This is a genomic window from Phenylobacterium sp., assembly GCF_031984885.1.
In the GTDB taxonomy this organism is placed as follows: domain Bacteria; phylum Pseudomonadota; class Alphaproteobacteria; order Caulobacterales; family Caulobacteraceae; genus Phenylobacterium.
The window spans coordinates 36,227-49,051 of record NZ_DAMABV010000012.1 but is presented as its reverse complement, the minus strand read 5'-3'; the positions used below and the strand labels follow the sequence as shown (position 1 = coordinate 49,051).

8 protein-coding genes and 1 tRNA gene are annotated in these 12,825 nt (G+C 70.8%); 4 read left to right on the top strand and 5 right to left on the bottom strand.

Going from position 1 to position 12,825, the window contains the following annotated elements; translation table 11 throughout:
- Positions 1-80: 80 nt before the first annotated feature.
- From lptC to RTL41_RS16315, 3 genes are all read right to left on the bottom strand, one after another.
- Positions 81-698 carry an LPS export ABC transporter periplasmic protein LptC gene (lptC, locus tag RTL41_RS16325; RefSeq protein WP_312166140.1) on the bottom strand — a complete coding sequence of 206 codons (618 nt, stop codon included), beginning with the start codon at positions 696-698 and terminating at the stop codon, positions 81-83.
- Positions 699-706: 8 nt separating this feature from the next.
- Positions 707-1,324 carry a ribonuclease D gene (locus tag RTL41_RS16320; RefSeq protein ID WP_312166139.1) on the bottom strand — a complete coding sequence of 206 codons (618 nt, stop codon included), beginning with the start codon at positions 1,322-1,324 and terminating at the stop codon, positions 707-709.
- Between the two features lie 169 nt (positions 1,325-1,493).
- Positions 1,494-1,580, bottom strand: a tRNA-Leu gene (locus RTL41_RS16315).
- A gap of 157 nt (positions 1,581-1,737) precedes the next feature.
- On the opposite strand from RTL41_RS16315, the gene RTL41_RS16310 reads away from it, so the two are divergent.
- Positions 1,738-2,709, top strand: a complete 972-nt coding sequence (locus RTL41_RS16310; RefSeq protein WP_312166138.1) for a complex I NDUFA9 subunit family protein — start codon at positions 1,738-1,740, stop codon at positions 2,707-2,709.
- A gap of 263 nt (positions 2,710-2,972) precedes the next feature.
- Here RTL41_RS16310 and RTL41_RS16305 read toward each other — a convergent pair whose 3' ends face one another.
- The gene (locus tag RTL41_RS16305) at positions 2,973-3,779 is read right to left on the bottom strand and encodes an undecaprenyl-diphosphate phosphatase (RefSeq protein ID WP_312166137.1); all 807 of its coding nucleotides are present in this window, start codon (positions 3,777-3,779) and stop codon (positions 2,973-2,975) included.
- 224 nt (positions 3,780-4,003) lie between these two features.
- Here RTL41_RS16305 and RTL41_RS16300 point away from each other — a divergent pair, with 224 nt between their 5' ends.
- Together RTL41_RS16300 and gltB are read left to right on the top strand one after the other, a co-directional pair.
- Positions 4,004-5,440: an NAD(P)-dependent oxidoreductase gene (locus tag RTL41_RS16300; protein WP_312166136.1), complete on the top strand. Its 1,437-nt coding sequence runs from the start codon at positions 4,004-4,006 to the stop codon at positions 5,438-5,440.
- A gap of 5 nt (positions 5,441-5,445) precedes the next feature.
- On the top strand, positions 5,446-10,011 hold the full coding sequence (gene gltB / locus RTL41_RS16295) for a glutamate synthase large subunit (protein ID WP_312166135.1): 4,566 nt from the start codon (positions 5,446-5,448) through the stop codon (positions 10,009-10,011).
- A gap of 250 nt (positions 10,012-10,261) precedes the next feature.
- Here the strand turns inward: gltB and RTL41_RS16290 are convergent, their stop codons facing one another.
- On the bottom strand, positions 10,262-11,437 hold the full coding sequence (locus tag RTL41_RS16290; protein ID WP_312166134.1) for a citrate synthase: 1,176 nt from the start codon (positions 11,435-11,437) through the stop codon (positions 10,262-10,264).
- Positions 11,438-11,511: 74 nt separating this feature from the next.
- Between RTL41_RS16290 and RTL41_RS16285 the strand changes: the two genes are divergently transcribed.
- Positions 11,512-12,591: a citrate synthase/methylcitrate synthase gene (locus RTL41_RS16285; RefSeq protein WP_312166133.1), complete on the top strand. Its 1,080-nt coding sequence runs from the start codon at positions 11,512-11,514 to the stop codon at positions 12,589-12,591.
- Positions 12,592-12,825: the final 234 nt, after the last annotated feature.

Sequence of the window (12,825 nt, the reverse complement as noted above, 5' to 3'; positions counted from 1 at the left end):
TCAAGCCCGCTCATGCTCATGAAGCCCATTTGGGATGCCCGGTCCGAAAGGTCGAGTGCGAAAAGTCGAGTTCGTAAGCTCTACTTCGAATCGATGCGTCCGCGCACCCCGCCCTTGAAGACCAGCCGCTCGCCCTTGTCGTACACGCCATAGGACTTCGCCGTGATTTCTCCAAGCGACGAGGCGCCCGAGATGAGCCCCTCGCCCTCCAGCTCGCCGGTGGCGGTGTTGAAGATCGAACTGGCGGTGTCGAAGGTGACGTCGCCGCCGCTCATCTTGACCCCGCCGTCCAGGTTCAGCACCCGCCGGTCCTCGCGATAGACCCCCGACTTGGCCGTCACCCGGGTCGGGTTGACCCCCTCGGCGTCGAGGATCAGGGCCGGCTGGTCGAGCAGCACCCGCTGGTAGTCGTTCTCGTCGCGCACCGCCGTGGCCGCGGTCAGCACGAAGGCCCGGCCCTTGTCGTCCTTGCCCACGAACCGCGGATTGACCAGCTCGATCGGCGCGTCCGCCTCGCGCGGGGCGGCGTCGCGGCCCAGGAAGGTCGTGTGCAGGATGAAGCCCAGCAGCATCAGCAGGATCGCCACGATCAGCGCCGGCAGGATCACCCGCAGCCGCCGGATCAGCCGCGAGCGGCGGCGCCAGCGCTCGAAGTCGCCCCGGACGGGCTGATGGACGGTCGCGGCGGCCAGCGTCATCCCGGGCCTCAGGCGTGGGCGAAGATGTCGACCTCTTCCCAGCCCCTGACGTCCAGCAGGGCGCGGTGCGGAAGGAAGTCGAAACAGGCCCGGGCCAGGCCGTCGCGGTTCTCGCGCGCCAGCATGGCGTCCAGCTTGTCGCGCAGGGCGTGCAGGTGCAGCACGTCCGAGGCCGCATAGGCGATCTGCTCGTCGCTGAGCTTGGCCGCCCCCCAGTCCGAGCTCTGCTGCGCCTTGGACATGTCGACGCCCAGCAGTTCCCTGCTGACGTCCTTCAGGCCGTGGCGGTCGGTATAGGTGCGGGCCAGCTTCGAGGCGATCTTGGTGCAGTAGACCGGCGCGGTGACCACCCCCAGGTGCAGGTGGAACATGGCGATGTCGAAGCGGCCGAAGTGGAAGATCTTCACGATCTTCGGGTCGGTCAGCACCCGCTTCAGGTTCGGCGCGTCATAGGTCGAGCGGTCGAGCTGGACGACGTGGGCGTCGCCCTTGCCGTCCGAGAGCTGCACCACGCAGAGCGGGTCGCGCCCCAGTTGCAGGCCCATGGTCTCCGAATCGACGGCCACCGCCTCGGCGTCCGCGAAAAGGCCGTCGGGCAGGTCGCCCACATGCAGATGATTGGCCAAGGGCCGTCTCCGAAACTTCACGTCGCGCCACCCTATATAGCGCGCGATCTCCGCCGCACAGGCGCAGACGCGTCATGAACCTACACCTGTCGCGGCCGCGCCACGCCGGCGCAACCTGCAGGAACCATGATGTCTGGGAGCTGAACGGCGCCATTCCCTTGCCAGAGAATGGTGCCCAGGAGAGGACTCGAACCTCCACGACCTTTCGGCCACTGGCACCTGAAGCCAGCGCGTCTACCAATTCCGCCACCTGGGCCCGACCCGTCGGATCGAGCGAGGCGCGTCTCTTAGGGCGCCGCCTGATCGCGGTCAACGCCCTCGTGAGTGTTTATGTGAGTCACGTTGCGGCGCGCGGCGGCTTCGTCTATCCGGGCGGCTCGGAACCCTCTTTGTTTTATATGCGGACGCACGGCATGCAGGATCTGGTCACGGTCTTCGGCGGATCGGGCTTCATCGGAACCCAGATTGTTCGGGCCCTCGCCAAGCAGGGCCTGCGCATTCGAGTCGCCGTGCGCCAGCCGCATCTGGCCCACACCATGCGGCTGATGGGCGACGTCGGCCAGGTCGAGGTGGTCCAGGCCAACATCCGCGACGAGGCCTCGGTGCGCCGGGCGCTGAGCGGCGCCCAGGCCGCGATCAACGCGGTCGGCGTCCTCTACGAGACCGGCCGCCAGAAGTTCCGGGCCATCCACGTCGACGGCGCCCGCAACGTCGCCAAGGCCGCCCGCGAGCTCGGCGTCGAGCGCCTGGTCCACATCTCCGCCATCGGCGCCGACCCGGCCTCGTCCTCCAGCTACGCCCGCACCAAGGGCGAGGGCGAAGCCGCCGTCCGCGAGGCGTTCCCCGACGCGGTGATCCTTCGTCCCTCGGTGGCCTTCGGCCAGGGCGACGGCCTGTTCGAGAAGCTCGCCGAGATGGCGGTGTTCAGCCCGGTCCTGCCGCTGATCGGCGGCGGCGAAACCCGGTTCCAGCCGGTGTTCGTGGCCGACGTCGCCCGCGCCGTGGCCGCCGCGATCGTCAAGCCGGCGGACGCCGGCCGCACCTACGAGCTGGGCGGCCCGGGCGTGTTCAGCTTCCGGCAGATCCTCGAGCTGGTCCTGGCCGAGACCGAGCGCCGCCGCATCCTGGTTCCGCTGCCGTTCGGCGTCGCGGCCCTGATCGGCAAGCTCTGCCAGCCGATCGCCCTGCTCACCCCGATCGCCCCGCCGCTGACCGCCGACCAGGTCGAGCTGCTCAAGAGCGACAACGTCGTCGACCCGGCCGCGCCGGGCCTGGCCGAGCTGGGCGTCACCGCGCCGATCTCCGTCGAGGCGGTGCTGCCGACCTATCTCTACCGCTTCCGCAAGGGCGGCCAGTTCGCCGACCAGGTCGTCCCCGCGGCCTGATCTCGCAAGCTCTAGCCCGCCCGCGCCCCATTCCGCCATCACCGCGCGAATGGATCCCGGTCTTGCTACGCAATCCGGGATGACACCGGAATACTAATCCCCCGCCTTATTTTTCCTCCCCCATTCATGGGGGAGGGGGACCGGCGCAGCCGGTGGAGGGGGCGGCGGCCGGCAATGAGCTAGCGGCTCACCCCCTCCACCCCCCTTCGGGCGGTCCCCCTCCCCCGCTTCGCAGGGGAGGAAAAGGGGCGAAGACCGGCCGCTCAGCCCCCGTGGGCGTAGAGCACGCCCAGCCCCACCAGGCCCGCGACGATCCGCCACCAGCCGTAGGGGGCCAGGCCGAAGCGGTTGATGAAGTCGAGCATCGTCTTCACGACGACCAGGCCCGAGATGAAGCTGACCACGAAGCCGATGGCGATGAGCCCCAGGTTGTCGCTGGTCAGCACGTCCTTGTTTTCCCAGAAGTCCAGCACGAAGGCCCCGACCATGGTCGGGATGGCCATGAAGAACGAGAACTCGGCCGCCGCCCGGCGATCGATGCCGATCAGCACCCCGCCGACGATGGTCGCGCCCGAGCGCGACACCCCCGGCACCATGGCCAGGCACTGGCAGAAGCCGACCCCCAGCGCCCGCTTCCAGGTCAGGTCCATGGCGTCGTGCTCCTTGGGCGCCGGCGCCCAGCGGTCGACGACCAGCAGGATCACCCCGCCGACGATCAGCATCACGCAGATCAGCCCGATGCTCTCGAACAGCACGGTCTTGATGAAGTCGTGCGCGAAGAACGCCACCACCATCGAGGGCAGCACCGAGATCACCACGCTGGCGGCGAACCACCGCGCCTTCGGATCGCTGGGCAGGCGGACGAACACCCCCCACAGCCGCTGAAAATACAGCACCACCACCGCCATGATCGCGCCGAGCTGGATCATGACGCTGAAGGTGTCCCAGAACCCGCTGGGCAGCCCCAGCAGCTTCTTGGTCAGCAAAAGGTGCCCGGTCGAGGAGACTGGAATGAACTCCGTCAGGCCTTCGACAAGGCCGAGGATGACGGCGGCGATCCAGTCCGACACTGGCGACTCCATGGAACGAGGTTGAGCGATCAAGGGCGATGAACAGGGTAAATTTCCAGTTCATCCATTTTTGGGACTATTTAGCGGGTGGAAAACGATATGCTGGCCCGAACGCGAAGTCGTGACGCCTCAATTGGTCTCATAATTTTACCATCAACTTTTGCCGAGGCGCATTCGCCGCTACAGCAGCCTGCCTGACATCCGGGTGTGGAGGTTTTGCGGCCATGGCCGAGCGCATGCTGAAGTTCACGACCGTCGAGCGGACTACGCCCCCGAAGCGTGCGGCCGACGCGCGCGCCGGCGACTTCCACGAGATCTACGCCGACTTCATCGACGCCAAGGCCGCCGAGCAGGCCTCGCGCTGCTCGCAATGCGGCATCCCGTTCTGTCAGACCCATTGCCCGCTGCACAACAACATCCCCGACTGGCTGCGGATGACCGCCGAGGGCCGGCTGGAGGAAGCCTACGCCCTCAGCCAGGCCACCAACTCCATGCCCGAGATCTGCGGCCGCATCTGCCCGCAGGACCGCCTGTGCGAGGGCTCCTGCACCATCGAGCAGTCCGGCCACGGCACCGTCACCATCGGCGCGGTCGAGCGCTACCTGACCGACAAGGCCTGGGAGCAAGGCTGGGTCCAGCCGCTCCGCCCCGGCCCCGCCCGCGGCCAGTCGGTGGGGATCGTCGGCGCCGGCCCGGCCGGCCTGGCCGCGGCCGAGCGGCTGCGCGAAGCCGGCTACGAGGTCGTCGTCTACGACCGCCACGACCGCGCCGGCGGCCTGCTGATCTACGGCATCCCCGGCTTCAAGCTGGAGAAGGACGTGGTCGAGCGCCGCACCCGGCGCCTGGCCGAGGGCGGCGTCCAGTTCAAGCTCTCCTTCGAGGTCGGCCGCGACGCCTCGCTGGCCGAGCTGCGCGCCCGTCACGACTCGATCCTGATCGCCACCGGCGTCTATGCGGCCCGCGAGCTGATCGCCCCGGGCGCCGGCTCGGCCGGGGTGACGCCGGCCCTCGACTACCTGATCGCCTCCAATCGCGTGGGCCTGGGCGACCACGTCCCGGCCTATGACAGCGGCGAGCTCAATGCGGCCGGCCGCGACGTGGTGGTGGTCGGCGGCGGCGACACCGCCATGGACTGCGTGCGCACCGCCGTGCGCCAGGGCGCGAAGTCCGTCACCTGCCTCTATCGCCGCGACCGCGCCAACATGCCCGGCTCGGCCCGCGAGGTCGCCCACGCCGAGGAGGAGGGCGTGGTGTTCGAATGGCTGGCCGCCCCGCGCGCCGTGCTGGGCGACGCCGGCCGCGCCGACGGCCTGCGCGCCGCGCGCATGCGGCTCGGCCCGCCCGACGCCTCGGGGCGGCAGGCGCCCGAGGAGGTCGAGGGCGGCGACTTCGACCTGCCCGTCGACCTGGTGATCAAGGCCCTGGGCTTCGACCCCGAGGACCTGCCGAACCTGTTCGGCGCCCCCGACCTCGCCGTCTCCCGCTGGGGCACGCTGAAGGCGGACTTCAGGACCCAGGCGACCAGCCTGCCCGGCGTCTTCGCCGCCGGCGACATCGTCCGCGGCGCCTCGCTGGTGGTCTGGGCCATCCGCGACGGCCGCGACGCCGCCGACGCCATCCACCAATACCTCTCGCAGCGCGCGCTGCTGGCCGCGGAGTGATCCCGATGAGCGACCACCACGACGAATGGTTCGAGGGCGACACCGCCCGCTACCTCGCCAACCGCGCCGCCCTCACCGCGGCCCACGCCTATTCCCCCGGCGACGAGCGCGACGCCTGCGGCGTCGGCCTGGTCTGCGCGCTGGACGGCAAGCCGCGCCGCGAGGTGGTCGAACTGGCCATCACCGCGCTCAAGAGCGTCTGGCACCGCGGCGCGGTCGACGCCGACGGCAAGACCGGCGACGGCGCCGGGGTGCTGCTGTCCGTGCCGCAGGACTTCTTCGCCGACCAGGTGACCCGCATCGGCCACGTCCTGCGCCCCGGCCCCATCGCCGTCGGCCAGGTCTTCCTGCCGCGCAACGACCTCGGCGCCCAGGAATCGGCCCGCACCATCGTCGAGGCCGAGGCCCTGCGCTTCGGCTTCTACATCTACGGCTGGCGCCAGGTGCCGGTCGACACCTCGGTGATCGGCGAGAAAGCCAACGCCACCCGCCCCGAGATCGAGCAGATCATGCTCTCGCCCCCCGCCGGCCTGACCGGCGAGGCGCTGGAGCGCGCCCTGTTCCTGTGCCGCAAGCGCATCGAGAAGCGCGTCGCCGCCGCCGGCATCCAGCATTTCTACCTGTGCTCGTTCTCGGCCCGGCAGCTCATCTACAAGGGCATGTTCCTCGCCCAGCACATCGACGAGTTCTATCCCGACCTGCGCGACGAGCGCTTCGCCGCCGCGGTGGCGATCTTCCACCAGCGCTATTCGACCAACACCTTCCCCGAATGGCGCCTGGCCCAGCCCTTCCGCATGCTGGCCCACAACGGCGAGATCAACACCAAGAAGGGCAACGTCAACTGGATGAAGTCCCACGAGATCCGGATGGCGGCCGACGCCTTCGGCGAGATGGGCGACGACGTGAAGCCGGTCATCCAGGACCCGCACGGCTCGGACTCCATGGCGCTGGACAACACCTTCGAGGTGCTGGTCCGCGCCGGCCGCGACGCGCCCATGGCCAAGGCCCTGCTGATCCCGGAGGCCTGGAACGCCCGCTCGGACGAGCAGATCAAGCCGGCGCACAAGGCGCTCTACGCCTATTGCAACGCGGTGATGGAGCCCTGGGACGGCCCGGCCGCCATCTGCGCCAGCGACGGCCGCTGGGTCGTGGCCGGCAAGGACCGCAACGGCCTGCGCCCGCTGCGCGTGGCCTATACCGACGACGGCCTGCTGATCATGGGCTCGGAAGCGGGCATGTGCCGCGTCGACGAGGCCCGCATCGTCAGGAAGACCCATATCGCCGCCGGCCGCATGCTGGCCGTCGACCTGGTCGAGGGCCGCCTCTACGGCGAGGACGAGATCATCGACCACCTGGCCCAGCGCCACCCCTACGACCAGTGGCTGGGCAACATGATCGACCTGGAGAGCGAGATCGCGCCAGGCCCCGAGCCGCGCGCCTATTCGCGCGAGGAGCTGGTCCGCCGCCAGGTCGCCGCCGGCCTCAGCCTCGAGGACCTGGAGCTGATCCTCGCCCCCATGGTCGAGGACGCCAAGGAAGCCGTCGGCTCGATGGGCGACGACGCGCCCCTGGCCGTGCTCAGCGACCAGTACCGGCCGCTGTCGCACTACTTCCGCCAGAACTTCAGCCAGGTGACCAACCCGCCGATCGACTCGCTGCGCGAGACCTCGGTGATGAGCCTGAAGACCCGGTTCAAGAACCTCGGCAACATCCTGGCCCAGGACGAGGCCCAGACCGACGTCTTCGTGCTGGAAAGCCCGGTGCTGACCACCGGCATGTACGGCCGCATCATCGAGTTCATCGGCGAGAAGAACGTCGCGGTCATCGACTGCACCATGCCCCTCCCCGCGCCCGAGAGCCGGCCGGGCGACGCCCTGCGCGCCAATCTCGACCGCATCCGGGCCGAGGCCGAGGACGCGGCCCTGCGCGGCTGCGCCACCATCGTGCTCACCGACGAGGGCAGCGGTCCGGGCCGCGTCGCCCTGCCGATGATCCTGGCCACCGGCGGGGTGCATTCCTCGCTGGTCGCCAAGGGCCTGCGCTCCTACGTCTCGCTGGTGGTCCGCTCGGCCGAGTGCCTCGACACCCACTATTTCGCGGTGCTGGTCGGGGTCGGGGCCACGGCGGTCAACGCCTACCTGGCCCAGGAGAGCTTCCAGGACCGCCTCGACCGCGGCCTGACCGGCGACCTGACGCTCCGCGACCTCTGCGTGAACTTCAAGCACGCCGTCGAGGGCGGCCTGCTGAAGATCATCGCCAAGATGGGCATCGCGGTGATCTCGTCCTATCGCGGCGGCTACAACTTCGAGGCGCTGGGCCTCTCGCGCGCCCTGGTCGCCGAGTTCTTCCCCGGCATGCCCTCGCGCATCTCCGGCATCGGCCTGGCCGGCATCGAGGCCAAGGCGATCGAGCTGCACCGCAAGGCGTGGGACGCCGGCGCCATCTCCCTGCCGGTCGGCGGCTTCTACAAGGCCCGCCGCGCCGGCGAGGCCCACGCCTTCGAGGCGCGGATGATCCACACCCTGCAGCGCGCCTGCGACACCGGCGACTACGGGGCGTTCAAGGCGTTCTCCGAGGGCATGCGCCGCATGCCGACCATCCAGCTCCGCGACCTGCTCGACCTGCGCTCCACCGAGCGCCCGGTCAGCCTCGACGAGGTCGAAAGCGTCAACGAGATCCGCAAGCGCTTCCTGACGCCGGGCATGAGCATGGGCGCGCTGAGCCCCGAGGCGCACGGCGTGCTCAACATCGCCATGAACCGGATCGGCGCCAAGAGCGTCTCGGGCGAGGGCGGCGAGGACCCGGCCCGCTACAGGCCGCTGCCCAACGGCGACAACCCCAACTCGGCGGTCAAGCAGATCGCCTCGGGCCGCTTCGGCGTCACCGCCCAGTACCTGAACGAGTGCCGCGAGATCGAGATCAAGGTCAGCCAGGGCGCCAAGCCCGGCGAGGGCGGCCAGTTGCCCGGCTTCAAGGTCACCGAGCTGATCGCCAGGCTGCGTCACTCCACGCCCGGCGTGATGCTGATCAGCCCGCCGCCGCACCACGACATCTATTCGATCGAGGACCTGGCCCAGCTCATCTACGACCTCAAGCAGATCAACCCGGAGGCGCGGGTCTGCGTGAAGCTGGTGGCCATGACCGGCATCGGCGCCATCGCCGCCGGGGTCGCGAAGGCGAAAGCAGACGTGATCCTGATCTCCGGCAATGTCGGGGGCACCGGCGCCTCGCCGCAGACCTCGATCAAGTACGCCGGCGGCCCCTGGGAGATGGGCCTTTCCGAAGCCAACCAGGTCCTGACCCTCAACAACCTGCGCCACTCGGTTCGCTTGAGGGCCGACGGCGGCATGCGCACCGGCCGCGACGTGGTCATCGCCGCCATGCTGGGCGCCGAGGAGTTCGGCATCGGCACCGCCAGCCTGATCGCCATGGGCTGCATCATGGTCCGCCAGTGCCATTCCAACACCTGCCCGGTCGGGGTCTGCACCCAGGACGAGGCCCTGCGCGCCAAGTTCTCCGGCAGCCCGGAAAAGGTCATCAACCTCTTCACCTTCATCGCCGAGGAGGTGCGCGAGATCCTGGCGGGCCTGGGCTTCCGCAGCCTCAACGAGATCGTCGGCCGCACCGACCTGCTGCAGCAGGTCTCCCGCGGCGGCGAGCACCTCGACGACCTCGACCTCAACCCGCTGCTGGTCCGCGCCGACCCCGGCCCGCACGCGCCGTTCTGCACGGTCGAGGGCCGCAACGAGGTGCCCGACACCCTCGACGCCCAGATCGTCCGCGACGCCGCCCCGCTGCTCGAGCGCGGCGAGAAGATGCAGCTCACCTACACCGTGAGGAACACCGCCCGGGCGATCGGCTCGCGCACCTCCTCGCACATCGTCCGCAAGTTCGGCATGGAGGGCCTGCCGCCGGGCCACCTGACCGTCCAGCTCAAGGGCTCGGCCGGCCAGAGCCTCGGCGCCTTCGCCGTCCAGGGCCTGCGCATCGAGCTGACCGGCGAGGCCAACGACTATGTCGGCAAGGGCCTGTCGGGGGCGACCCTGGTCGTCCGTCCCTCGCCGCACCTGGCCGGCGCGGAGTCCAACGCCATCATCGGCAACACCGTCCTCTATGGGGCCACGGCCGGCAAGCTGTTCGCCGCGGGCCTGGCCGGCGAGCGGTTCGGGGTCCGCAACTCCGGCGCCTCGGCCGTCGTCGAGGGCTGCGGCGCCAACGGCCTGGAATACATGACCGGCGGCCGGGCGGTGGTGCTCGGGCCCGTGGGCTTCAACTTCGCGGCCGGCATGACCGGCGGCATGGCCTATGTGCTCGACCTGCACGACCGCTTCCTGACCATGCTCAACCCCGACAGCGTCGTGGTCCAGCGGATCGGGACCCTGCACTGGGAGGCCGAGCTCAAGGCCCTGGTCGAGGAGCACGCCCGCGAAACCGGCTCCAGCTTCGCCCAGGGCGTCCTGCGCGACTGGGACCGCCTGCTGCCCAAGTTCTGGCAGGTCGTCCCCAAGGAAATGGTCCACCGCCTCGACAAGCCCCTGGCCGAGGAAGAAGCCGTGCACCACCGGGCCTAGGAACGACCCCTCTCCCCATTCATGGCAGGGCGATCGCAGATCGAGCGCGCCTTATTTTCCTCCCCCATTCATGGGGGAGGGGGACCGGCGCAGCCGGTGGAGGGGGCGGCGGCCGGCGATGAGCTCGCGGCTCGCCCCCTCCACCCCCCTTCGGGCGGTCCCCCTCCCCCGCTGCGCAGGGGAGGAAAAGGGGTCCGGGCCATATGCGATCGGCCTGCCCTCTCCCCCAGGGAGAGGGTTGGGTGAGGGGCTACCCCGCCTCGCCGACATACCGCGCCCGCGGCCGGATCACCCCGCCGCCCTGGCCCTGCTCGATGGCGTGGGCGATCCAGCCGGCGCAGCGGGCGACGGCGAACAGGGCGAAGGGGGCGTCGTCCGGCAGCTTCAGCGCCTGCGACATCGCCACCAGCGCGAAGTCGACATTGGGCGCCAGCCCCGTCACCGCCCCGACCGCCGACTGCAGGCGGACCATCTCCGGCGGGGGCTCGAACCGCTCCAGCAGCGCCTGGGCGCGCGGGTCGCCGTCGGGATAGAGCACATGGCCAAAGCCCGGGACCGTCCGCCCCTCGGCCAGCCGCGCGGCGATCGCCGCCCGCGGCCCGACCGCGGCGGCCTCGCGCGCCAGGCCCTGCACCGCGGCCGGCGCCCCGCCGTGGCGCGGACCCGACAGCGCCGCCAGCCCGGCCAGGGCCGAGGCGGCCAGCGAGGCCCCCGTCGAGGCCGCCACCCTCGCGGCGAAGGTCGAGGGATTGAGTTCATGGTCGGCCAGCAGCACCAGCGCCCGGCGGATCAGGTCCGCCCCCGGCCCGCCGGGACCTTGCCCCCAGGCCAGGGCCAGCCGCCCGGCGATCGCCCCGCCGCCCACCTGGCCGGCGACGGCGTCGGTCAGCACGTCCAGCAGGGTCGCGGCCTCCACCGCCAGGGCCAGCGGGTTGCGCCCCCGCGCCGGCGGGTCCGCCCCGGCCCGCGTCGCCAGCGCCAGGAACGCGCGCGAGCGCATGTCGCCGGCCTGCGGCGGCGGCGGGCGGTCGGTCCGCTTCAGCGCCGCCCCATGGCCGCCGCGCAGCAGCCGGGCCGTCGACTCCAGGGTCTCGGTCTGGGCCAGCTCCACCGCGTCGCGGCCGCGATAGAACAGCCGCCCGCCCGAGATCGTGGTGATCGCCGAGGTCAGCACCGGCTCGCCCCAGGTGATCGCCCCGGCCGCCACCTCCGCCACCTTGCGGCTGCGGCTCTTGCGGTCGGTCAGGGCGGCGATGTCGGCGGCCCGGTAGAGGCTGCGGCGCGGATCGCGCGGATCGGGCCGCACCTGCACCCGCCCGCGGCTGACATAGGCGTAGAGCGTCTGGGCCCGCACCCCCAGCCGCTCGCGCGCCTCCTCGGCGGCGATCCATTCGGGCGGTCGGGCGGCGGCGGCCTGGGGGCTCATACGTTGATTATATTGATCAAGATTGACCCATTCAGCTTGCGAGCAAATATCGCGCTCAGCAAGAGGAGTTTCCCATGTCCGATGGCCTTGAAGACGTCGTCGCCGCCAACACCGTGATGTCGGAGGTCGACGGCCAGCGCGGGGTGCTGATCATCCGTGGCCATTCCCTCGACGAACTGGCCGGCGCCACGCGGTTCGAGGATCTGGTCCGCATCCTGTTCGACGGCTTCTTCGACGACCTGCCCGCCGACCTGGCCCCGGCCCTGGGCGCGGCCCGCGCCGAGGTGTTCTCCGAGGTCGCCGCCCTCGACCCCGGCCTGCTGGACCTCAGCCCCGTCGAAGCCGTGCGCGCCCTGACCGCGCGGCTCGCGGACGGCGACGACCTGGCGACCGCCCTGCGCCTGATCGCGGCGCCCGCCGTCTTCACCGCCGCCGTGGTCCGCGCCCACGCCGGCCAGGCCCCGGTCGCCCCCGACCCGGCGCTCGGCCACGCCGCCGACGCGCTGCGCATGATCAGCGGCCAGGCCCCCGGCCCGGCCCAGGCGGGCGCCCTGGACACCTACCTGGTCACGGTCAGCGACCATGGCCTCAACGCCTCGACCTTCGCCGCCCGGGTGATCGCCTCGACCCGCGCGGGCCTGACCTCGGCCGTGCTCGGCGGGATCAGCGCGCTGAAGGGCCCGCTGCACGGCGGCGCCCCCGGCCCGGTGATCGAGATGCTGGACGAGATCGGCGAACCGGCCAACGCCCGCGCCTGGATCGAGCAGGCCCTGGCCCGGGGCGACCGGCTGATGGGCTTCGGCCACCGCGTCTACCGGGTCCGCGACCCGCGCGCCGACGCGCTGAAGGCCGCCGTCCGCCGCCTGGCCGGCGACGCGCGCCCCGGCCGCATCGCCTTCGCCGAGGCGGTCGAGGCCGCCGCCCTGGCGATCCTCAAGGCGCACAAGCCCAACCGCCCGCTCGACACCAATGTCGAGTTCTATACGGCCCTGCTGCTGGAGGCGCTGGACTTCCCGCCCAGCGCCTTCACCTGCGTCTTCGCCATGGGCCGCGTCGCCGGCTGGATCGCCCACGCCCGCGAACAGGTCGCCGGCGGACGCCTGATCCGGCCGCAGTCGGTCTATGTCGGCCCCGCCCCGCTGAAGGCCGCCTAAACCCCCAGGGTGTCATCAAGTCAGTTGAGCTTTTGCGGCGGGGCCGCGCCTCATTCGTCAGGCGCGGCGCGAATGGATCCCGGACAAGCCCTGCGGGCTTTCCGGGATGACACGGGAAGCACGCCCGCGACAAACGCGCCAGAGGCGCACTCCATCCCTCGCACCACGCCCGCCACCCCCACGGCGCCTTCGCGCTCTTCGTGTCCTTCGTGATCTTGGTGTTTCAAAATCCAC